Annotated in this window: 20 protein-coding genes, 1 tRNA gene and 1 riboswitch; of the genes, 12 read left to right on the top strand and 9 right to left on the bottom strand. The window is 73.2% G+C overall.

The window, feature by feature from the left end:
• Window positions 1-2 precede the first annotated feature (2 nt).
• The 5 genes from cobO to OCEPR_RS01940 are packed head-to-tail and all read right to left on the bottom strand — an operon-like array spanning window position 3 to window position 3,547.
• Window positions 3-545: a cob(I)yrinic acid a,c-diamide adenosyltransferase gene (gene cobO, locus OCEPR_RS01960; protein ID WP_013457027.1), complete on the bottom strand. Its 543-nt coding sequence runs from the start codon at window positions 543-545 to the stop codon at window positions 3-5.
• Window positions 526-888, bottom strand: coding sequence for a hypothetical protein (locus OCEPR_RS01955; protein ID WP_013457026.1), 363 nt, complete (start codon window positions 886-888; stop codon window positions 526-528). Before OCEPR_RS01955 ends, cobO begins: the two co-directional genes overlap by 20 nt.
• Window positions 885-1,661 carry an ABC transporter ATP-binding protein gene (locus OCEPR_RS01950; protein WP_013457025.1) on the bottom strand — a complete coding sequence of 259 codons (777 nt, stop codon included), beginning with the start codon at window positions 1,659-1,661 and terminating at the stop codon, window positions 885-887. The genes OCEPR_RS01955 and OCEPR_RS01950 overlap by 4 nt, the downstream gene beginning before the upstream one ends.
• Window positions 1,654-2,658, bottom strand: coding sequence for a FecCD family ABC transporter permease (locus OCEPR_RS01945; protein WP_013457024.1), 1,005 nt, complete (start codon window positions 2,656-2,658; stop codon window positions 1,654-1,656). Before OCEPR_RS01945 ends, OCEPR_RS01950 begins: the two co-directional genes overlap by 8 nt.
• Window positions 2,659-2,665: 7 nt before the next feature.
• Window positions 2,666-3,547 (bottom strand): ABC transporter substrate-binding protein, encoded by an 882-nt coding sequence (locus OCEPR_RS01940; protein WP_013457023.1) that lies wholly within the window; start codon window positions 3,545-3,547, stop codon window positions 2,666-2,668.
• Between the two features lie 128 nt (window positions 3,548-3,675).
• Window positions 3,676-3,821, bottom strand: a riboswitch (cobalamin riboswitch).
• Between the two features lie 79 nt (window positions 3,822-3,900).
• On the opposite strand from OCEPR_RS01940, the gene OCEPR_RS01935 reads away from it, so the two are divergent.
• The 8 genes from OCEPR_RS01935 to OCEPR_RS01900 all read left to right on the top strand — a co-directional run bounded on the left by OCEPR_RS01935 (window position 3,901) and on the right by OCEPR_RS01900 (window position 13,033).
• Window positions 3,901-4,440, top strand: coding sequence for a LemA family protein (locus OCEPR_RS01935; protein ID WP_013457022.1), 540 nt, complete (start codon window positions 3,901-3,903; stop codon window positions 4,438-4,440).
• Complete coding sequence (locus OCEPR_RS12975) at window positions 4,434-6,314, top strand: DUF2207 family protein (RefSeq protein ID WP_013457021.1); 1,881 nt, start codon at window positions 4,434-4,436, stop codon at window positions 6,312-6,314. Before OCEPR_RS01935 ends, OCEPR_RS12975 begins: the two co-directional genes overlap by 7 nt.
• A gap of 12 nt (window positions 6,315-6,326) precedes the next feature.
• Complete coding sequence (locus tag OCEPR_RS01925; protein WP_013457020.1) at window positions 6,327-7,565, top strand: DUF2207 family protein; 1,239 nt, start codon at window positions 6,327-6,329, stop codon at window positions 7,563-7,565.
• 11 nt (window positions 7,566-7,576) lie between these two features.
• A complete protein-coding gene (locus OCEPR_RS01920; protein WP_013457019.1) occupies window positions 7,577-8,965 on the top strand; it encodes a DUF4832 domain-containing protein in 1,389 nt (462 codons plus the stop codon).
• Between the two features lie 11 nt (window positions 8,966-8,976).
• The gene (locus OCEPR_RS01915; protein ID WP_013457018.1) at window positions 8,977-9,948 is read left to right on the top strand and encodes a threonine ammonia-lyase; all 972 of its coding nucleotides are present in this window, start codon (window positions 8,977-8,979) and stop codon (window positions 9,946-9,948) included.
• Window positions 9,949-9,991: 43 nt separating this feature from the next.
• Window positions 9,992-10,079 (top strand) — tRNA-Leu (locus tag OCEPR_RS01910).
• A gap of 105 nt (window positions 10,080-10,184) precedes the next feature.
• Window positions 10,185-12,389, top strand: coding sequence for a RelA/SpoT family protein (locus tag OCEPR_RS01905; RefSeq protein ID WP_013457017.1), 2,205 nt, complete (start codon window positions 10,185-10,187; stop codon window positions 12,387-12,389).
• Window positions 12,389-13,033: a DUF92 domain-containing protein gene (locus tag OCEPR_RS01900; protein WP_013457016.1), complete on the top strand. Its 645-nt coding sequence runs from the start codon at window positions 12,389-12,391 to the stop codon at window positions 13,031-13,033. Before OCEPR_RS01905 ends, OCEPR_RS01900 begins: the two co-directional genes overlap by 1 nt.
• Window positions 13,034-13,657: 624 nt before the next feature.
• Here OCEPR_RS01900 and OCEPR_RS01895 read toward each other — a convergent pair.
• The gene (locus tag OCEPR_RS01895; RefSeq protein ID WP_013457015.1) at window positions 13,658-14,062 is read right to left on the bottom strand and encodes a secondary thiamine-phosphate synthase enzyme YjbQ; all 405 of its coding nucleotides are present in this window, start codon (window positions 14,060-14,062) and stop codon (window positions 13,658-13,660) included.
• A gap of 55 nt (window positions 14,063-14,117) precedes the next feature.
• Here OCEPR_RS01895 and OCEPR_RS01890 point away from each other — a divergent pair, with 55 nt between their 5' ends.
• Window positions 14,118-14,867 (top strand): hypothetical protein, encoded by a 750-nt coding sequence (locus OCEPR_RS01890; protein WP_041553909.1) that lies wholly within the window; start codon window positions 14,118-14,120, stop codon window positions 14,865-14,867.
• Here the strand turns inward: OCEPR_RS01890 and OCEPR_RS01885 are convergent, their stop codons facing one another.
• Window positions 14,868-16,037: a class I SAM-dependent methyltransferase gene (locus tag OCEPR_RS01885; protein ID WP_013457013.1), complete on the bottom strand. Its 1,170-nt coding sequence runs from the start codon at window positions 16,035-16,037 to the stop codon at window positions 14,868-14,870.
• Window positions 16,038-16,064: 27 nt separating this feature from the next.
• Complete coding sequence (locus OCEPR_RS01880) at window positions 16,065-16,265, bottom strand: CDGSH iron-sulfur domain-containing protein (RefSeq protein WP_013457012.1); 201 nt, start codon at window positions 16,263-16,265, stop codon at window positions 16,065-16,067.
• Between the two features lie 80 nt (window positions 16,266-16,345).
• On the opposite strand from OCEPR_RS01880, the gene OCEPR_RS01875 reads away from it, so the two are divergent.
• Window positions 16,346-17,602 carry a DNA recombination protein RmuC gene (locus OCEPR_RS01875; RefSeq protein WP_013457011.1) on the top strand — a complete coding sequence of 419 codons (1,257 nt, stop codon included), beginning with the start codon at window positions 16,346-16,348 and terminating at the stop codon, window positions 17,600-17,602.
• Window positions 17,603-17,627: 25 nt separating this feature from the next.
• Here the strand turns inward: OCEPR_RS01875 and OCEPR_RS01870 are convergent, their stop codons facing one another.
• Window positions 17,628-18,059: a hypothetical protein gene (locus OCEPR_RS01870; RefSeq protein WP_013457010.1), complete on the bottom strand. Its 432-nt coding sequence runs from the start codon at window positions 18,057-18,059 to the stop codon at window positions 17,628-17,630.
• Window positions 18,060-18,149: 90 nt separating this feature from the next.
• Here OCEPR_RS01870 and purB point away from each other — a divergent pair, with 90 nt between their 5' ends.
• A complete protein-coding gene (gene purB, locus OCEPR_RS01865; protein WP_013457009.1) occupies window positions 18,150-19,460 on the top strand; it encodes an adenylosuccinate lyase in 1,311 nt (436 codons plus the stop codon).
• A 150-nt stretch (window positions 19,461-19,610) separates the two neighbouring features.
• Window positions 19,611-20,342, top strand: a complete 732-nt coding sequence (locus OCEPR_RS01860) for an HAD family hydrolase (RefSeq protein ID WP_013457008.1) — start codon at window positions 19,611-19,613, stop codon at window positions 20,340-20,342.
• The last annotated feature ends 27 nt before the right edge of the window (window positions 20,343-20,369 follow it).

The raw sequence follows: 20,369 nt of genomic DNA, 5'->3' as shown, positions 1-20,369 counted from the left end.
GCCTAATGCTCCATGCCCTTTTGCGCCGGCACGCCGGCGTCGTAGGCGTGCTTGATCTTCTTCATCTCGGTCACGGTGTCGGCCAGCGCCACGAGCTGCGCCGGGGCGTCGCGGCCGGTGAGCACCACGTGCACGTGCCGCGGCCGGGCGCGCAGGGTTTCCACGACTTCGGTCACGGGAATCCAGCCGAACCGAAGCGGGTAGGTCACCTCGTCGAGAACGACCAGGTCCCAGTCCCCCGAGGCGATGGCCGCCGCCGCCCGCTGCCAGCCCGCCCGCGCCAGCTCCGCGGACTTCTCCAGATCGCGCGAGCGCCAGCTGAACCCGTCGCCCAACCCTTCGATGGGCACGCCCAGCTTCTCGAGCGCCCGGTGCTCGCCGAAGGCGGCGCGCTCGTGCTTCATGAACTGAAAGATGCGCGGCCGGAAGCCGCGGCCCAGCGCGCGCAGCACCAGGCCCAGGGCCGCGGTCGTCTTGCCCTTGCCGTCGCCGGTGTAGACGAGCACCAGCCCGCGGCGCTCGCCTTTAGGCCGTTCCTTGTTCATCGTCCGCTCCCTCCACCCACACGTAGTAGGGCGTCTCCACCCACTCAGGCGCCCCCTCGGGGTAGATGGCCACGCCCCCCACGCGCACGGTGCGCCCTTCGATCTCGAAGTCCAGGGTGTCGTCCGTCGTGGTGTAGACGACCGTCTCGCCCGGCGGCAGGCCGTGGCGCAACAAGAGCGGCCCGAAGCGGTTCGTGCCCGCCCGGGTGCAGGCGCGCACCTTCTCCGAGCGCACCACGGCCACGTAGCGCGCGAGCCGCGGCCCGCTCTCGCTGACCAGCCGGCGCACCTCGCCCAGGTCCACGACCAGCAGGTTCCCGGTGGCCCTCAGGCTTCCCTTCATTCCTCCACCTCCGCCCAGCGCGGCAGCACCGCCACCCGGCCCTCGCCGCGCAGGACGCGGACGTCCCCCGCGTACACCCGGCGGAACGCCGCCCCCGTGATCACCTGCTCCGGGGTTCCGGCGTCGGCGACCCGGCCGCCCTCGAGCAGCACCGCCCGGCGCGCCGCGAGCGCGTGGTTGGGGTCGTGAAAGACGCTCGCGACCCCGATGCCCTCGGCGGCGAGCCGCCCCAGCAACCTGAGCAGGGCCGCCTGGTGGTGCAGGTCGAGGTGGTTGGTGGGTTCGTCGAGGAGCAGGTAGCGGGGGCGCTGCGCCAGGGCCCGGGCGAGCAAGACCCGCTGCCGCTCCCCTCCGGAGAGGGCGGCCAGGGGCCGGTCCGCCAGCGCGGCCGTTTCCGTGACCCGCATGGCCCAGGCCACCGCGGCCTCGTCCTCCGGGCCCTCGCGGCTCCACAACCCCAGGTGGGGCAGGCGGCCGAGGCGGACCACCTCCTCGGCGGTGAGCCCCGGCGGGTAGGGGCCGTTTTGGGGAAGGTAGGCGATCCGGCGGCCGCGCGCGGCCGCGCTCCAGGCGTGCAGGGCGCGCCCGTCCAGGCGGACCTCGCCGGCGCTGGGGCGCAGCAGGCCCAGCAGCAGCGCAAGCAGCGTCGTCTTGCCCGATCCGTTGGGCCCCAGCACCGCGAGCCAGGTTCCGGGCTCGAGCCGCAGCTCCACCCCCGCCAGCACCCGCGGCCCCTGCGGGTAGCCGAAGTGCAGGCCCCGCGCCTCAAGCACGCTGCCTCCTGAGCAGGTAGAGGAAGAAGGGGCCGCCGAGCAGCGTCGTCACCACGCCCACCGGCAGCTCGGCCGGCCGCACCAGCATCCGCGCCAGCAGGTCGGCCAGCACCAAGAGCACCGCCCCGCCGAGCGCGCTCGCGGGCACGAGCGCCCGGTAGTCCTCGCCCGCGAACCGGCGCATCGTGTGGGGAACGATCAACCCCACGAACCCGACGATGCCGACCTGGGCCACCGCGGCCGCCGTGGCCAGCGTCGCCCCCAGGATCAGGCCCAGTTTGATCCAGGCGAGCGGCAACCCCAGCGTGTGGGCCACCGCGTCGCCCAGCTGCAGCGCGTTGAGCGCACGCCCGAAGAAGAAGAGCGGCAGGAGCGCGACCGCCAGGTACGCCGCGAGCCGGTGCACGTCGGGCCAGCCGCTGAAGGCCAGGTTGCCCAGGGTGTAGCTGAAGACGGCGCGCACCCGGTCGGCGTCGAGCATCATCAGGTAGGTGGTGAGGCCGATCAGCACGCTGCCCACGACCACCCCCGCGAGGATCAGGTTGTACCGCCGCGCCACCCCGCCGGCGAGGACGACGGCCAGCGCCACCGCGCCCACCGCGCCCGCGAAGGCGAAGAGGGGCACGCTCGCGGGCCAGCGTTCGGCGACGCTGTGGGCGTAGGCGCTCGAGAGCGATCCGGTAAGGGTGAGCGCCACCGTGGCCCCGAAGGCCGCCCCCGAAGCCGCGCCCATCAGGTAGGGGTCGGCGAGGGGGTTGCGGAACAACCCCTGGTAGACGGCTCCCGAAACGCCAAGCGCCGCCCCCACCAGGACCGCCATGAGCACCCGCGGCAGCCGGATCTGCCAGACGATGGGGTCGACCGCCCGACCCGTCAGGCCGTCGGCGAGCGCGGTGAGCACCCGGTCCGGCCCCAGCGGCACCGCACCCACCATCACCCCCAGCACCACGGCCAGGGCGAGGGCGCCGAGCAGGAGCAGCCAGCCGAGCGTGCGCACGTTTCGCCTACTCGCCTAGCAGGCCGGGGTGGAAGCAGTCGATAAGCACCCGGAGCCCCTCGGCGACCCGGGGGCCGGGGCGGTGAACCACGTCGGTCTGCTCCTTGGTCAGTTCGCAGACGCGGCCGTCCTTCACCGCCTGAACGGCCGCCCAGCCCGGCCGCTCGGCGATCTTGGCCGCGGTCACGCCGTAGGGCGCGTCGCCCAGCACGATCACCTCGGGGTTCTTCTCCACCACCAGCTCGGGGCTGATCTTGGGGAAGAGGCCCAGCTCGGCGGGGATCACGTTCACCCCGCGCGCCTTGGCGATGAGCACGCCGATGAAGGAGCCGGGGCCCACGGTGTAGGGGGTGGCGTCGATCTCGTAGTAGACCGTCGGGCGGTCGGCCGCCTTGGCCGCCTGCGATTCCAGCGCGTAGACCTCCCGGTTGATGCGGGCGACGAGCGCCTCGGCCTCCGCCTCGCGGTTCACGAGCTCGCCGAGGGTGCGGGCGGTGCGGAAGATGTCCTCGAAGGTCTGGGTGTTGACCGCGTAGACGGTGAGGCCCAGCTGCTCCAGGGCCTCGGTGAGCTTGCCGTACTTGCTGGTGACCACCAGGTCGGGTTCGAAGCTGGCGATGAGCTCGACGTTGGGGTTGTACAGCCCCCCGGCCTTGGGCTTGTCCGCCACCTCGGGGGGCCAGTTGGAGTAGTCGTCGGTGGCCACGATCCGGTCGCAGGCGCCCACGGCGCAGAGCGTCTCGGTGGCCGAGGGCAGCATCACCACGATGCGCTGGGGCTCGGCGGGGATCGTGACCGTGCGCCCCAGGTCGTCGGTGACGACGAGCGGGTAGGACGTGGCCAGGGCCAGGCTTGCGAGGAGGGCCAACAGGAAGACGAGCTTTTTCATACAACCACCTCCGTACCTCGGCCCCTTGCTCGGGAGGTGGGGGAAAGAAAACACCCTGCGCGCGGCAGGGTTCAGGGTCATGTGCATGACGCCCCCTAACCGCCCCCTTCCGCGAGAGGTGCCCCGTGGGGTGCGGGGCTTCCCTGGCAGGTGTTCGGGCTCGTGCTCCTCTGGGGGAGCCATGACCGTTGCGGGACAGCGCCGGACTCTCACCGGACTTCCCCACTTTAAGCCTGGGCTACGCGCGCCAGGCACCAGGGACCTCGAGGCCGAGTTGTCACCCCTTGCGGGGCTAGCCTTACGCTACCACGAAACCGCCCGGTCGGCCCCGGCGGCGACGGTAGAATGGCTTCGTGACCCCTACGGCCTACGCGCTTTGGTTCGTCGTTCTCCTGCTGCTCCTCTGGCTCGCCTGGACCTACAACCGCCTGGTGGCGGCGCGCAACGCGGTCAAGGAGGGCTGGTCGGGCATCGACGTGCAGCTCAAGCGCCGGCACGACCTGGTGCCGATGCTCGTCGACGCCGTGGGGGCCTACGCCCGGCACGAGCGGGGGCTGCTCGAGCGCGTGGCGCGGCTGCGCAGCCGCAACGTGCCCGACCTGGAGGAGGAGGCCGAGCTGAGCCACGAGCTCGAACGGCTGCTCGCGGTGGCCGAGGCCTACCCCGAGCTGAAGGCGAGCGCGAACTTCCTCAGCCTGCAGCGGCAGCTCGTCGAGGTGGAGGAGGCACTGCAGCTGGCGCGGCGCTACTACAACGGGGCCGTGCGGATCTACAACACCCTGCTCGAGTCGTTTCCCACCCTCCTCGTCGCCCGCCGCTTCGGCTTCACCCCGGCGCGCTACTTCGAACTGCCGCTGGCCACCGAAGCCCGGGCGCCGGAGGTGAAGTGGTAGCCCGGCTCCTGCCCCTGCTGCTGGTCACCCTGTTCGGCCTCGCGGGCGCCCGCGAGGCGATCCTCGACTTCCGGGCCGAGCTGGAGCTCTTGCCCGGCGGCCATCTCGCGGTGACCGAGGACCTGACCGTGCGCATCGAGCACGACCGCATCCGCCGGGGCATCTACCGCGACCTGCTGAAGCGGCCCGTGGCGGCCTGGGGGGCGGCGTCCGCGACCGCCGTGCGCTACACGATCGAAGGCGCCCGGCTCGACGGCGCGCCGATCCCCTGGCGGGTCCAGACCTCGGCCCAGGGCCTGCGCGTCTACCTGGGATCCCCGGACGCCCTCGCCCCGCTGGGGGTGCACCGCTACACCCTGCGCTACCGCGCCAAACACGCCGCCGTCGCCCGTGCCGGCCGGGGCGCGCTCGAGTGGAACGTGACCGGCAACGAATGGAGCTTCCCGATCGAGCGCACGGGCGTGCGCCTCGTCCTGCCTCCGGGCCTCGACCCCTACGCCGTGGAGGCGCGGGCCTTCTACGGGCCCCTGGGTTCGCGCGCCTCGTCCCCCCTGCGCCCCGAGGCGGAGGCGCTCGTCTTCCGCCTCGACGCCCCGCTGCCGCCGGGGTCGGGGCTTACCCTCTACGCCGCCTGGCCGCTGGCGGCCCTGCCCGTCGACGAGGCCCCGCTCGACCCCCTGGTGGCGGGGCTCGGCCTCGTCCTGGCCGCCCTCGTCCTCTTCGAGGTCTGGGCCTGGCGGCGCGTGGGCCGCGACCCCGGCGGCGCCCCGGTGATTCCCCGGTTCCGGCCGCCCGAAGGCGTGAGCGCGGCGCTGGCCGCCTACCTGCAAGACCGCAGCCTCACGCCCCGGGCCTTCGCCGCGGCGGTGGCCGAGCTGGCGGCGCGGGGCTTCCTCGAGGTTTCCGGGGGTTCCGAACCCCGCCTCGTCCGCACCGCCAAGCCGACCGACGAACGCCTACCGCGCGAGCTGCGCGCCCTGCTGGAGGCGCTGGTGCCCGCGCGGCGGCCGCAGCTCGCGCTCGACCGCGCGCACGCGGAGACGCTGCAAGAGGCCCGCTCCGGACTGGGCCGCAACCTGGCGCGGCGTGCCGCGCCCTACCTGCGCCCCAACCACGCCGCGGCGCTGGCGGGCGCGGGGGCGGTCACGCTGGTCCTCGCGGCGCTGGCGGGCCACCTCGCCGGCGAGTTCGGCGTCGCCGTCTTCGCGGGGGCGGCCGTGCTGTTCTACCTGCTCTTCGCCGCCGCGGCGCTGCACGCCGCGGCGCTGGCCTGGGAGCGCTACCGGCTCGTGCCGGGGGTGAGCCCCCTGGCCGAGCTGCTGCGGGCCGGCGGGAGCCTGCTCTTCGTCTTCGGGGTGCCGCTCCTGGGCGGCCTCTTCCTGGGCCTCTTCGCCGGTATGGCCGCAGGGCTGCTGGCGGCGGGGCTGGTGCTCGTGGGGGCGTTCGGCCTCTACCTGATGCCCGCGCTCACGCCCGAGGGGGCCGCGGTCTGGCGGCAGCTGCTGGGGCTGGCGCGCTACCTGGGCACCACCGACGCCGCCGAGCTGCGCCGCATCGAGGCGCCCGAGGACACCCCGGAGACGCTGCGCGCCCTCTACCCCTACGCCGTCGCCCTGGGCGTGGAGAGCGCCTTCGCCCGCCGGCTCGAGCGCTACCTGAGCGTCCACCCCGAGGCGGCCCCGCGGACGCTGCTCTGGAGCCCCAGCGAGGACGGGGCGCCCCGCGCTGGCTTCGCCGGGTTCAGCACCGGCGTGTCGCGGGCGCTGCAAACGGCCTACGCGCGGGTCGGTTCCGCCTCCGGCTCGGGCTCCGGCAGCTTCTCCGGTGGCTTCTCGGGCGGCGGCGGAGGCGGCGGGGGCGGCGGCGGGTGGTAAAACGATTACAAGATGGTGCGCATTCCTTCCCTCCCGGGCGTCGGCGCCGCGCTGACGCCGGCCTTGATCGTCCCCGCCTTCGCGCAGGGCGCTCCGGCCGCCGGCCCGGTCACGGGCCTCCTGGCCGCGGCGCTGCTCCTGCTCGCCGCCGGGCTGTTCGCCGTTCGCAAAGACCCGCGCGACCCGGCCGCGCCGGTGATCCCCCGCTTCCGGCCGCCCGAAGGCGTGAGCGCGGCGCTGGCCGCTTACCTGGGCGACCGCAGCGTGACCGCGCGCGTCTTCGCCGCGGCGGTGGCCGAGCTGGCGGCGCGGGGTTTCGTGAACGTGGTGGGCGGCCCCAAGCCGCGCATCGACCGGGCGCCAGGTCCGCCGGAGACGAGTCCGCCGCTCGAGCTGCGCGCCCTGCTGGAGGCCCTGGTGCCCCGGCGGCGTCCGCAGATCGAACTCGGCCGCGAAAACGGGGAAACCCTGCTCCTGGCCCGCAGCGAGCTGGGGCGCAACCTGGCCAAGGCCGCGGCCCCCTACCTGCGCCCGAACGGGGCGGCGGTCGGCGCCGTCACCGTCCTGGCGTCGCTCGCCCTCGCCCTGGCCGCGCGGCTCGCCTACGGCCACGCCGACGCGGCGCTGCTGGCCGGCTTCTTCACCCTCGGCTACGTCTTCTTCGGCGCTCAGGCGCTGCAGGCCGCCGCCCTGGGCTGGGAACGCCACCGGCGGGTGCCCGGCCTCGCCCGGCCCCGCGAACTGGCGCGCGCCGGGGCCGGCCTGCTCCTCGTGCTGCTCGCGGCCCTGCTGGGGGGCCTGGGGCTGGGCCTCGCCGCCGGCGCTCCCGCCGGCGCGCTCGCCACGGCGCTGCTGCTGGTCGCGGCGTGGGGCGCCCGCTCGCTGCCCGCCCTCACCCGCGAAGGCGCCGAGGCCTGGCGGCACCTGGAGGGGCTGGCGCGCTACCTGGGCACCACCGACGCCGCCGAGCTGCGCCGCATCGAGGCGCCCGAGGACACCCCGGAGACGCTGCGCGCCCTCTACCCCTACGCCGTCGCCCTGGGCGTGGAGAGCGCCTTCGCCCGCCGGCTCGAGCGCTACCTGAGCGTCCACCCCGAGGAGGTCCAGGCGGCGATGCTGTGGGACACCACAGCGGAGAGCTACCCGCGCATGGTGGGCCTCTACACCTACAGCCTGGGGGTCTCCCGCGCGCTGCACAACGCCTACCAACAGGCCGGCGCCTACACCCCCGAGCTCCCCGGCGGCCGGTAGAATCGGGGAACATGCGCAAGACCGCCGCGACCCTCGCGCTGGCCGCCGCCCTCTGGACCGGCTGCACCTCCGGACAGGCGCCGGACGGCGGGGGCTGGACGGCGGTCGCGCCCGCGCCGCTGCCGCCCGGGCAGAACGTCCTGAACCCCGGCCGCGGCTTCTTCACCACCGACGTCGACCTCTTCCACCCCGACGCCGAGGTCTACGCCTCGGTGCGGGCCCGCGGCCACACCCTGGCCTACCCCTACGAAACCTGGCTGCCGGCGGACCGCGACCTGACGGAAGGCGAACTCGCCACCCTGCAGCACGGTTTCGACCTGGTGCGCACCAGCGGCTTCAAGCTGATCCTGCGCTTCCGCTACAGCGAAAACGGCGACGCCGACTGGGGCCGGATCCAACGCCACCTCGAGCAGCTTCTCCCGATCGTGCGGCGCAACGCCGACGTGATCGCGGTGATGCAGGCGGGCTTCCTGGGCCGCTGGGGCGAGTGGCACTGCTGGGAAGCGACCGAGGTCTGCCACGAGGGCGCGGCCGAGAAGGCCTACGTGCTGGAACGGCTGCTGGACGCGCTGGCCGGCACCGACGTGCCGGTGGCGGTGCGCTACCCGGCGGACAAGGCGCGCTACCTGGGCGACGTGGACTTCAGCGGCGACGGCGACGCGCCGCCCCCGCCCGACCCGGTTTCCGGGTTTGCCGACGAACTTCCGGCGGCCCGGCGGAAGCGCGCCCGCATCGCCCACCTGAACGACTGCTTCCTCTCGAGCGCGAACGACGTGGGCACCTACCCGAACCATCCGCCCGAGCGCATCGCAGAGTGGCGCGGCTTCACCTACGCCGAGAACGCCTTCCTGGTCTTCGGCGGCGAGACCTGCGAGGCCGAAGACCGCGACGACCCCGCCCGCGCCCGGGGCGCGCGGGCGCTGGCCGAGCTGGAGCGGGCCCACCTGGACTACCTCAACGCCGACTACCACCCCGGCATGCTCGATCGCTGGCGGCAGGACAGGATCTACGACGAAGTCGCCGCGCGCATGGGCTACCGGCTGGTCGTCGAGGAGGCGGCCTGGACCGCGCCGGCGGCGGGGGAAGGCTGGAAGTTCCGGATGAGCGTGCGCAACGACGGCTTTTCGCGCCTCAAGCGGCGCTACGACGTGGCGCTCGTGTTGCGGCAGGGCGACCGGACCGTGGAGCGGCCGCTCGGCTTCGACCTGCGCCGGGTGGCCCCAGGAGAGCGCCTGACCTTCGCCGCCGAGGGCCTCACGGCCCCGCCTGCGGGCGCCTGGCGCCTGGGCGTGGCCGTGCGCGACCCGGCGCTGCCGGACCGCGCCGAATACGCGATTCGCTTCGCCAACGACCTCGACTACGACGGCGTCAACTGGCTGGGAAGGCTGGAAGTGCGCTAGCGAGGTGCTTCGTGACCCGTGACGACCTGCCCGTGACCCTCGCCGACGTGCTGGCCGCCCGGCGGCGGATCGCCCCCTACCTGCGGCCGACGCCCACCCACCGCTACCCTTCGCTGGACCGGGAGCTGGGGCTCGAGGTCTGGGTCAAGCACGAGAACCACCAGCCCGTGGGCGCGTTCAAGGTGCGCGGCGGGGTCAACCTGATCGCCCGCATGCCCTCCAAGCAGCAGGCGGCGGGGGTGATCGCCGCCAGCACCGGCAACCACGGCCAGTCGGTGGCCTTCGCCGCCCGCCTCTTCGGGGTGCGGGCCATCGTAGCGGTGCCCGAGGGGGCCAACCCCACCAAGGTGCAGGCGATGCGCGACCTGGGGGCCGAGGTGGTCTTTCACGGCAAAAACTACGACGACGCCCGGCTCTGGGTGGAAGAGGAGGCGGCGCGGCGCGGCTACCGCTACATCCACAGCGGCAACGAACCCGACCTGATCGCGGGGGTCGGCACCCTCACCTTCGAGATGCTGGAGGCGCAGCCCGAGCTGGACGTCCTCTTCGTGCCCGTCGGGGGCGGCAGCGGGGCGGCGGGGGCGACGATCGTGGCCAAGGCGCTGCGGCCGGGAATGCGCGTCGTCGGCGTTCAGGCGGAAGGCGCGCCCGCGGCCTACCTGAGCTGGAAGCAGGGGCGGCCGGTGGAAGCGCCCGCACGCACCTTCGCCGAGGGGCTGGCCACCGGAACCCCCTTCGAGCTTCCCCAGCGCATCCTGCGGGCGCTGCTCGACGACTTCGTGCTCGTCAGCGACGCCGAGATCCAGGCGGCGGTGCGGCTCTACCTCGAACACACCCGCAACCTGGCCGAGGGCGCGGGTGCGGCCGCGCTGGCGGCCGCACGGAAGCACGCGGACGGGCTGCGCGGCCGGCGCGTGGGCGTCGTGCTGAGCGGAGGAAACCTCAGCCCCGAGCAGCTGCGTGAGGTGCTGGGGTGCGCTTGACACCCCGCCGGCGGCTCGATACCATGAATCTTGCGCGCTACGCGCCGGGATGGCGGAATTGGTAGACGCGCTAGCTTGAGGGGCTAGTGGCCGCTTAGGCCGTAGGGGTTCAAGTCCCCTTCCCGGCACCAACCCTCCCCTGCTTCGGCAGGGCCGCGCCCCGCCTCCGGGCGGGGTCTTGCTTTATTCAGGGTTTCTGCATACGCGTGCTAGACTGGAGAATACGCAGGCGCACGATGGAAACGGTCACGATCACCCCCACCGTCCTCTGGCAGCAGCTCGAGCCCAAGCTCGACTACCTGCCCGAGGAGGCGCGCGTGCGCGTGCGCGAAGCCCTGGACTTCGCCTACCGGGCCCACGAGGGCCAGTTCCGCCGGTCGGGGGAGCCCTACATCACCCACCCCGTGGCCGTTACCGAGATCCTCGCCGAGCTGCAGATGGATCCGGACTCCCTCATCGCCGGGCTGCTGCACGACACCGTCGAGGACGTGGAGTCGGTGAGCTTCGAGACGATCCGCCAGCGCTTCGGTGAGGACGTGGCCCGCATCGTCGAGGGCGAGACCAAGGTCTCCAAGCTCTCCAAGATGGCGACGAGCGTCGAGGACCAGCAGGCCGAGAACCTGCGGCAGATGTTCATCGCCATGACCCGCGACCTGCGCATCATCATCGTCAAGCTCGCCGACCGCACCCACAACATGCGCACCCTCGAGTTCATGCCGCCCGAGAAGCAGCGGCGGATCAGCAAGGAGACGCTCGAGATCTTCGCGCCCATGGCCCACCGCCTGGGCATCGGGCAGATCAAGCTGGAGCTCGAGGACCTGGCCTTCCGCTACCTGCACCCCGAAGAGTACGCCGCGCTGGTGGAGCGGCTGGCCCACCACAGCCAGGCGCACCGCGAGGTGGTGGACAACGCCAAGGGCGCGCTCGAGCACGCCCTCGAGAACGACTACGTGCTCGGCCTCTCGGTCGACGGCTTCTCGGTCTCGGGCCGGACCAAGCACCTCTTCTCGATCTGGAAGAAGATGCAGCGCGAGGAGAAGACGCTCGAGCAGATCTACGACCTGCTGGCCCTGCGCGTCATCCTCGACCCCAAACCGGTGGCCAGCCCCGAAGAGGCCGCCTCCCGCGAAAAACAGGTTTGCTACCACGTCCTGGGATTGGTCCACGCGCTCTGGCCGCCCATCCCCGGCCGCGTCAAGGACTACATCGCCCAGCCCAAGCCCAACGGCTACCAGTCGCTGCACACCACCGTCATCACCCCGGGCGGTCTGCCGCTCGAGGTGCAGATCCGCACCCGGGAGATGCACCGCGTCGCCGAGTACGGCGTCGCCGCCCACTGGCTCTACAAGGAAGGGCTCACCGACCCCAACCAGCTAAAGCGGCGGGTGAAGTGGATCGAGCTGCTCCAGGAGTGGCAGCGCGACTTCACCACCAGCCGCGACTTCGTCGAGGCCGTACAGCACGACCTGCTCTCGGGCCGCGTCTTCGTCTTCACCCCCAAGGGGCGGGTCATCGACCTGCCCAAGGGGTCCACCCCGGTGGACTTCGCCTACCACATCCACACCGAGGTGGGGCACCGCATGATCGGGGCCAAGGTGGGCGGCAAGATCGTGCCGCTCAGCTATGAGCTGAGGAACGGCGACATCGTCGAGATCCTCACCTCCAAGAGCTCGCCCGGGCCCAGCAAGGATTGGCTCAACTTCGCCCACTCCCGCTCGGCCCGCCAGAAGATCCGCCACTTCTTCCGCGCCGCCGAGCGCGACGAACTGCTCGCCAAGGGCCAGCGCACCCTGGAGAAGTACTTCAAGCGCCGGGGGCTGCGCCTCCCGAGCGAAGCGGAGCTGGAGCGCGCCGCCGAGAAGCTGAACGTGCCGAAGAGCCCCGAAGACGTCTACCTGGCGCTCGCACAAAGCCGGGTCACGCCCCATCAGATCGCCCGCATCCTCGTTCCGGGCGAGCTGCGCGAGAAGCCCAAACCGGCGCCCAAGACCCCGCCGCGCCCCAGCGGCATCCTGCTCGAAGGGCACCTCCAAGCCCCCATCAAGCTGGCCAGCTGCTGCAAACCGGTGCGCGGCGACGTCATTCTGGGCTACGTCACCCGCGGCCGCGGCGTCACCGTCCACCGCGCCGACTGCCCCAACATGCAGCGGCTGCTGCGCACCGAGCCCGAGCGCTGCATCGCTGCCAGCTGGGACACCGGCAAGACCGGCCACTTCGTCGTCGAGATCCACCTCGAAGCCTCCGACCGCCCCGGCCTGCTGCGCGACGTGATGGACGTCTTCGCCGGCCTCGGCAAGAGCGTGCTGGGGGCCGACACCCAGGTGAGCGGCCACGTGGCGCGGATGCGCATCCGGCTCGAGGTCAAGGACGAAGAAGAACTCATGCGCTACAAGCAGGCCCTGCGCGAGATCCCCGACGTGCGCGTCGTCCGCCGCGGCTGATGGACCCGAAACAACTGCTCTTCTACGCCGCCGGACCCGCACTCGGCGCGGTGCTGGGCGGGGTGACCGTGGCCCTGGGCTGGCTCCGTCCGCGAGCCGGGCTGGCCGCCGCGCTCGTGGGCGCGCTCGCCTGGTGGGCCGGCGGACCGGGCACCGCCGCCGCGCTCTTGCTCTTCGTGGCCCTCGGCAGCCTGGCTGCGCGGGGGAATCCGCGCTCGCGCGACCGCGGGGGCCGCGAACCCCTGCAGGTGCTCGCCAACGGCCTGCCCGCGGGGTTGGGCGGGGTGCTGCTGGGCCCCGTCTTCTTCTACGGGGCGGTGGCCGCGGCGCTGGCCGACACCCTGGCCAGCGAGCTCGGGGGCCGCGCCCCCTGGGCCTGGCGCCCCGGCCGCGGCCGGGTGCCGAGCGGCACCAACGCCGCCGTCAGCCTGCCGGGCACGCTGGCGCTCGTGCTGGGCGCGGCGCTGGTGGCGCTTCCCTTCGGCGGCGAGCACCGCGCCGCGGTCTTCGCTGCCGGCGTCTTGGGCGCCGTGCTCGACACCCTGACCGGCCCCCTGGAAGAACGCCTGGGCGGGTGGACGAACGACGTCAACAACGCCGTGGCCACCGCCGCCGCGGGCCTGCTCGCCTGGATGCTGGCCTAAGGGGCGGGCGACCTTCCACCGGCGGAGGCGAAGCAGGGCGTGGGGTGTAGGGGGTGGGAGGTGGGTTGGCCACGATCCAGATGGCGGACGTTTGGCTTCGTCAGTGCCAACAACCCCCTCCCCGACCCTCCCCAAGGGGAGGGAGTTTTCATTTCGCGGCGGCTCAACCGTGGATTCCGGGTGCGGCATGGGCCCGATGGGTCGGCTTCGCCGGGGTGTGGGATGAATCAGGATGTGGGATGTCGGGTGTGGGATGTGGGGAGATCTCCTTTCGTTATTAATATGCCGTTTACAGCCTCGTCAACGGGCTTTTCGAGAAGGCCCGTCTCCTCACCCCACCTCCTGCTTCCTGATTTTCTCGTATCCCCGGACGAGGCGACCGAAGGTTGCCGAGATCCGGGAGCCTGCCCTGAACTCGATTCAGGGCCTGCCCTGAACTTGATTCAGGGCCTGCCCTGAACTTGATTCAGGGTCCATGCTGGGGGAAGCCGAGATTCAGTTGCCGTTGACGGGCCCGCTACAGGCCACAGACCGCAAGCCGGGCGGACACGCAGGTCCGACCCTACGACGTACTACGGACCTGCACCGACGACCATCGCAAACCGACCTCCTACATCCCACCTCCTACATCCCACTGCCCACCTTTACCACCCACACCTGCCGCGTGCGCGGGCCATCGAACTCGGCCAGGAAGACCTGCTGCCAGGTCCCCAGCGCCAGCCGACCTCCGCTCACGGGCAGCAGCTGGGCGTGGCCCACCAGCGCGGTCTTGAGGTGGGCGTCGCTGTTGCCCTCGGCGTGGCGGTCGGCGGGGTGGCGGTGCGGGACCAGCTCGGCCAGCCGCGCCAGCAGGTCGTGGGCCACGTCGGGGTCGGCCCCCTCCTGCACCACCACGCCCGCGGTGGTGTGCGGCGAGTAGACGAGCACCGCGCCCTCGGTGAGGCCCAGCGCACGCACGGCCGCCTCGACCTGGGCGGTGATCTTCACCATCTGGTTGCGGGAGCGGGTACGCACCTCGAAGCGTTCCATACCCGCACTCTAGCGCGGGCGGATGCCCCGGCGGGCCTGCCGTAGAATGGGCCGCATGAACCTGGTCGTCATTGGGCTCGTTCTCGTCCTGCTCAGCGCGCTGATGGCGCTGTTCTCGCGGCGCTGGTCGTCGCCCGCGGTGCTGGGGGTGGTCACCGGCCTGGCGCTGGCCGCCTTCGGCCTCTGGCCCGGCGGCTCCGAGGAGCCGGTGGGCACGGTGCTCGCCTCCGACCGCGCCCCCGCCGCGGCCATGGAGGCGGCCGCACCGGAAACGGGCGTTCCCGAGGACGCGGCAGTGGCCAAGGAGGACGCGCCCGGGGCGGCCCCGCCCATTCCCGAACACCTGATCCCGGGCCGCGCCGGAGCCTGGGTGGGCGAGCTCGAGCGCCTGGTCCAAGAACCCAACCGCTTCCCCCTGGCCCAGTCGGGCGCCGCCCCCGAAGGCGCGCCCAACGAGGGCGACCGCATCTACGAGTACGTGGACCTGAACCTCGCGGACCGCACCCTGCAGACCGTCTTCCTCTCCAAGCACCCCACCGATCCAGAAACCTGGATGGTGCACCTCGAACCCGGCGCTCAGGGCCCCCCGATCCAGCCCGAGGAGCTGGGCAAGGTGCGCATCCTGGGCGAGGGCGGCAACTTCCTCGTCTTCAAGATCGAAGACGGGCCCCTCGCCGGGAACTACCTCGTCTGGGCCACCGGCGGCCACCGCGGCGGCGGCGAGGCCGTACGCGTTTACAGCCCCCGCTTCCTCGAACGCGAGCAGGGGCTGGCGCAGCAGATCGCCCGGGCGGCCGGCGAGTAGCTAGAGCGGCCGGCCCAGGACCGCCCAGGGGCGGCCGGCGATCCGGGTGAGGAAAAGGGTGAGGGTCGGGCCGCCGCGGGCGAGGGCGGCCTTCAGCTTCTTTTCGAGCACCGCGGGCTCGATGGGGCTGCGGCGGCGCTTCACCTCCACCGCGCCGGCGCCGTGGGCGGCCAGCCAGGCGGCGACCGCTTTCTGCCGGAAGGGGCCGTGCTCGAGCACCCGCCAGCCGCGCGCCAACGGCGTGCTCCGGGGGGCGTCCGCGCTCAGGTAGGCCACCTGCGGGTCGAGCTGCCAGGCGTCCAGCTCGGCCGCGAGCCGCCGCACCAGACCGGCGCGTATCACCGCGGGGTCGGGCTCGTAGAGGCAGGCCCCCACCGGACCGGTCCGCTCGGGGCCCTCGGGGCCCGAGAGCCGGACCCCCGCGGGCAGCACCGCCGCCCAGGGCTCGGGCGCCGCCAGCTCGCCGAAACCGGCCAGCGCCTCCTTCAGCTCGCCCGCGAGCGAGACGAAGCCCAGACCCGCCCGCGCGGGAAGTTCGGCCTTGTCGAGCGCCGGGGCCAGCTTGACGGCCACCGCCGGCAGGCGGCCTGAGAGCCGCTCGAGGTCGGAAAGCGGCGGCTCCATCGCGTCGAGGCGCACGGTCCGGCGCCCGCCGCTGCGCCGCGCCGGGTCGGCGAAGGCCGCTTCCACGTCCAGTTCGAGCGTCCGCCAGTCGGCGCGCACCACCCGCAAGCGGTCCGCCAGGCCCAAAGCGGCGGCGTTGTGCTCCAGCAGCGCCGCCCGCACCGGGTCGCGCTCGACGGCCAGCACCCGTTTGCCCACCAGCGCCAGCGCCAGCGCGTCGCCGCCGATCCCCGCGCCCAGGTCGGCGACCCGCGCGTAGGGAGCGAAGACATGCTCCGCCCGCCAGCGCGCCATCGGTCCAGCGCTCGCCTGCTCGAGCGCCTCGGCCTCGAAGAGCAGGGCGTCCGCCTGGGGGAACTTCGCCCGCGCCTTGCGCCGCAGGCGCACCTGGTCGTAGAGCCAGGCCGCCTCGTCCGCGCTCCAGCGCTTGCGCAGCGCGGCAAGGGTGGTCAGGGGGTCGAGCGGCCCTTCGGCCAGCGCCGCCAGCTCGGCCTGGGCGGCCGGGCCGGAGAGGAAGCGCACGGCCTCGGGGGTGAGCCTTCGCACCCCCTCAGTATGCCCGGCGCGCGCGGGCTAGCCCAGCTCGAGCTCGACCGTCGCGGCCGGCGCCTCGAACCCCGCCGCCTTGTGGCTGCCGTCGCAGAACGGCTTGTTCTGCGAGTGGCCGCAGCGGCAGAGCGCCACCTGCGCTTTTTCGATGACCTCGCCGTCAATGGCGGCGCGTCCGCCCGTGGGCACCAGGTAGGGCCCGTCCTTCGTCGCGGTGATCTTCATCTCTTTCCCTCCCGCCTCCAGCCTAGCGCCGCGGGCCGCGGACCACCGTCGCCCGCGCTACCTTCCGGTAAGGTGAGGGCGTGGAGCCCGCCTACACCGCGCTGCACCTGACGCTCGCCTTCCTGATGGGGCTGGCGCTCGCCGGGGCGCTGGCCGCCTGGCGCGGTTCGGTCTGGACGCGGCGCGAACGGGCGCTGGTGCGCGAGCTCGAACGGGCGCGCGCCGAGCTGGAGGCCGAACGGACCAAGAACGCCTGGATCGAAGGGGCCAAGGGCGAGCTCGCCGACGCCTTCGTCGCCCTCTCGCACCGCAACCTGGAGCAAAGCGCCCGCAGCCTGGCCGAGCGCAGCGCCGAGCTTCTGGGCCGTCTGGAAGACCAGCTGGGCGGGCGGCTCAGCACCCACAAGGCCGAGCTCGCGGGGCTCGTGGGGCCGTTGCGCGAGCACCTGGCGCGGCTGGAGGCGCAGGTGCGGGCCCTGGAGGAGAAGCGCGAGGGCGCCTACGGCCGCCTCGCCGAGCAGCTGCGCACCCTTGCCGAGCAGCAGCGGACGCTGGAGCGGGCGACGACGACGCTGGGTCAGGCGCTCCGGAGCTCGAGCGCGCGCGGCCAGTGGGGCGAGCTGCAGCTGCGCCGCGTCGTCGAACTCGCGGGGATGACGGCCCACGTGGACTTCGACGTCCAGGTGCACACCCCCGCGGGCCGGCCCGACCTGGTCGTGCGCCTGCCCGGGGGCGCGGTGCTGCCGGTGGACGCCAAGGCCCCGCTGGCCGCCTACCTGGCCGCGCTCGAGGCCGCGGGCGACGCGGAGCGCGCCGCCAAGCTGAGCGAGCACGCCCGGGCGCTGCGGGCGCGCATCAAGGAGCTGGCCGCCAAGGCCTACTGGAAGGCCTTCGACCCCGCCCCCGACCTGGTCGTCGTCTTCGTGCCCAGCGAGGCCGCGCTGGCCGCGGCCTTCGAGTCCGACGGCCGCCTGCTCGACGACGCCCTCGCCCAGAAGGTGCTGCCCGCCGGGCCGGTCACCCTGGTGGCCTTGCTCAAGGCGGTGGCCTACGGCTGGCAGCAGCAGGCCCTCAGCGAGAACGCCCGGCGCATCGCCGACTCGGGGCGGGTGCTGATCGAGCGCCTGGACACCCTCACCGCCGCGCTCGCCGAGGTGGGGCGAGGGCTCGAGAAGAGCGTGACCGCCTACAACCGCGCCGTGGGCAGCTTCCAAAGCCGCCTGGCCCCGGCGCTCCGGCGCTTTCGCGCCGACCTGGGCGAGGACGAGGGCCCCGAGCCCGAGCCGCTGGACCGCGCGCTCCGGCCGCCGCCCGGGGAAGAAGGACCGGGGGGCTGAACCCCCCGGTCCCCTGCGCCTCCGGCTAGCGCCGCAGCAGCGCGGCGAGCGACAGGCCGTAGACCAGGTGGGCCAGGGCGAAGATCCAGCCCGGCAGGTTCTGGGCGAGCAGCGGGGCGGCGGCGCCCTGAACCAGCGCGGCCACCGCCCAGACGCCCAGCCCGTAGACGATCCCCGCGGCGGGGGTGCTGGCGGCGGGCCGCACGATCCAGGCGTACAGGGCCCCCAGCAGCGCGCCGGTCGCCATGTGCAGCATCAGGCCCAACAGCACCGGGAACGCCCCGTTCAGGGCGGCCTCCCCCAGCAGCGCGCTGGCGATCAGGCGCAGGGGCTCGACGAAGCCCAGGCCTACGGCGAGGCCGAGCATCATCGTCAGCGCCCCCATGGGGATCGCGGCGACGAGGCCCGCGATCAGGCCGCGTACGGTTCGGTGGGTCGGGGTCGTGGCGTTGGTCATGTCCTTCCTCCTCCCCTCCACCCTGCGCCCTGCGCCGGGCCGGCGACGTCGTCCAGCCGACAGCGCAGCCTGCGTGCTAGGCTGGGGCCGATGATCGCGCGCTACCAGACCCCGGAGATGGCGGCCCTGTGGTCGCCCGAACACCGCTTCCGCGTCTGGGCCGAGGTCGAGCGCCTGGCGCTGGAGGCCTGGGAAGGCCTGGGGGCCGTCCCCGCGGGCGTGGCCGAGAAGCTGGCGCGGGCCCTGCCCGCCGGCGACTTCGAACCCGAGTTCAGCGAGCGGGTGGCGGCGATCGAGGCCGAGACCCACCACGACGTGGTCGCCTTCGTGCGCGCCCTGGCGGAGCGCAGCGGCGACGCGGCGGTGCGGCGCTACCTCCACTACGGCCTCACCAGCTCCGACGTGGTGGACACCGCCCAGAACCGGCTGCTCGCCGAGGCGCTGGACCTCGTCCTGGCCGAGCTGGAAGGGCTCCTCGCGGCGCTCGCCGACCTCGCCGTGCGCTACAAGCGCACCCCCGCCGTGGGCCGCACCCACGGGGTGCACGCCGAGCCGACGGCCTTCGGCCTGCGCTTCCTGAGCTTCTACGCCGCGGGGCTGCGCGACCGCGAACGCCTTCGCCGCGCCCGCGAGGCCATCGCCACCGCGGTGGTGAGCGGCTCGGTGGGCAACTACGCCCACACCCCGCCCGAGGTGGAGGCCTACGTGGCCGAACGCCTGGGCCTCGTACCCGAGCCGGTGAGTACCCAGGTGGCCCCGCGCGACCGACACGCCGAGGTGCTGGCGGCGCTCGCGGTCTTCGGCGCCAACCTCGAGCGCGCCGCCGTCGAGCTGCGCCACCTCGCCCGCACCGAGGTGCTCGAGGTCAGCGAGCCCTTCCGTACGGGGCAGACGGGCTCGAGCTCGATGCCCCACAAGAAGAACCCGGTGGCGCTCGAGAACGTCTCCGGCCTCGCCCGCCTGCTCAAGTCGAACCTGCAGGCCGCCCTCGAGAACGTGGCCCTGTGGCACGAACGCGACATCAGCCACTCCTCGGTGGAGCGGGTGATCCTGCCCGATTCCACCACCCTGGCCCACTACCTCACCCGCCGCCTCACCCGGGTGCTGCGGGGGCTGGTGGTGCACGAGGACCGCATCCAGCGGAACCTCGCGCTCACCCGCGGCCTCGTCTACAGCCAGCGGGTGCTGAACCTGCTCATCGAGAAGGGGCTGGAGCGCGACCGCGCCTACCGCCTGGTGCAGCGAAACGCCATGAAGTGCTGGGAGGAGGGGCGCGACCTGGCCGAGCTGCTGGCCGCCGACCCGGAAAACCCGCTCACCCCCGAGGAGCTGGCCGCGGCCTTCGACCCCGCCCACTACCTGCGGCACGTGGACACGATCTACGCCCGCTTCGGGTTGTAAAATAATCCAAAGCCGCCTTCGGTAGACCGCCGCACCGGACGTCCCCTACGTGCCGGTCGGGCCGTGTTTACCCTCAACGGGCGCCCGCCCCGAGGCGCGGCGGGGCGGGGCCGCCCCGGCAGGCCGCGCAGGGCTCAAGCGAGGTGAAGCATGAAGGCGATGACCTTTGACTTCTGGGGAACCTTGATGGTCGAGGGGCCGAACTACGCCGCTCAGGTGCTGCCCGAGCGTTACGAGATCCTGCTGGCCGCCAGCGACGAGGCCGGCGTGCCCGCGGGCGAGGCCGAGGTGCGCGACGCCTGGAGCCAGGCGACCCGCAAGTTTAACGACGCCTGGCGCGCCGGGGTCTTCATGGCCCTCGAGGACCGGGTGGCCTACGCCTTCAAGCTGCTGGGCGTGCGCTACGACCCCGACCTCGTGCGCCGCACCGCCCGGGCGCTGGCCGAGACCGGGCGCGACGCCGACCTGGTCGTCCGCCCCGGGGTGCACGAGGCGCTGCCCGAGCTGGCGCGCCACTACAAGCTGGCCATCGTCTCCGACACCGGGGTCTCGGGCGGGGCGATGCTGCGCCATTACCTCGACCGCGAGGGGCTGCTCCCCTACTTCTCCGCCTTCTCCTTTTCCGACGAGACGCGGGTCTTCAAACCCGACCCGCGCGCCTTCCTGACCGCCCTCGAGGCGCTGGGGGTGGAGCCCTCAGCGGCGCTGCACACCGGCGACCACCCGCGCACCGACATCGCCGGCGCCCGCCGCACCGGGTACCGGCACGCGGTGCTCTTCGGGGATGACCACGCCGGCGAGCCCGGGCCCGAGCCCACGGCCCGCATCCGCGATCACCGCGAGCTGCTGGAACTCGTCAAGGCGCTCGAGCCCGCCCCCTAGCCGAACGGCGTTTCTTTACCGAACCGC

Origin of the sequence: Oceanithermus profundus DSM 14977 (genome assembly GCF_000183745.1) — a bacterium.
Classification (GTDB): domain Bacteria; phylum Deinococcota; class Deinococci; order Deinococcales; family Marinithermaceae; genus Oceanithermus; species Oceanithermus profundus.
Note: the sequence above shows the minus strand (reverse complement) of the source record. Positions and strands in the feature narration are given on the sequence as shown.

What these genes read in the sequence shown, in the direction of transcription:
- cobO (WP_013457027.1), bottom strand. Translation starts at nt 545, where the DNA reads ATGAACAAGGAACGGCCTAAAGGCGAGCGCCGCGGGCTGGTGCTCGTC.
- OCEPR_RS01955 (WP_013457026.1), bottom strand. Translation starts at nt 888, where the DNA reads ATGAAGGGAAGCCTGAGGGCCACCGGGAACCTGCTGGTCGTGGACCTG.
- OCEPR_RS01940 (WP_013457023.1), bottom strand. Translation starts at nt 3,547, where the DNA reads ATGAAAAAGCTCGTCTTCCTGTTGGCCCTCCTCGCAAGCCTGGCCCTG.
- OCEPR_RS01925 (WP_013457020.1), top strand. Translation starts at nt 6,327, where the DNA reads ATGGTGCGCATTCCTTCCCTCCCGGGCGTCGGCGCCGCGCTGACGCCG.
- OCEPR_RS01920 (WP_013457019.1), top strand. Translation starts at nt 7,577, where the DNA reads ATGCGCAAGACCGCCGCGACCCTCGCGCTGGCCGCCGCCCTCTGGACC.
- OCEPR_RS01905 (WP_013457017.1), top strand. Translation starts at nt 10,185, where the DNA reads ATGGAAACGGTCACGATCACCCCCACCGTCCTCTGGCAGCAGCTCGAG.
- OCEPR_RS01900 (WP_013457016.1), top strand. Translation starts at nt 12,389, where the DNA reads ATGGACCCGAAACAACTGCTCTTCTACGCCGCCGGACCCGCACTCGGC.
- OCEPR_RS01895 (WP_013457015.1), bottom strand. Translation starts at nt 14,062, where the DNA reads ATGGAACGCTTCGAGGTGCGTACCCGCTCCCGCAACCAGATGGTGAAG.
- OCEPR_RS01890 (WP_041553909.1), top strand. Translation starts at nt 14,118, where the DNA reads ATGAACCTGGTCGTCATTGGGCTCGTTCTCGTCCTGCTCAGCGCGCTG.
- OCEPR_RS01880 (WP_013457012.1), bottom strand. Translation starts at nt 16,265, where the DNA reads ATGAAGATCACCGCGACGAAGGACGGGCCCTACCTGGTGCCCACGGGC.
- OCEPR_RS01870 (WP_013457010.1), bottom strand. Translation starts at nt 18,059, where the DNA reads ATGACCAACGCCACGACCCCGACCCACCGAACCGTACGCGGCCTGATC.
- purB (WP_013457009.1), top strand. Translation starts at nt 18,150, where the DNA reads ATGATCGCGCGCTACCAGACCCCGGAGATGGCGGCCCTGTGGTCGCCC.
- OCEPR_RS01860 (WP_013457008.1), top strand. Translation starts at nt 19,611, where the DNA reads ATGAAGGCGATGACCTTTGACTTCTGGGGAACCTTGATGGTCGAGGGG.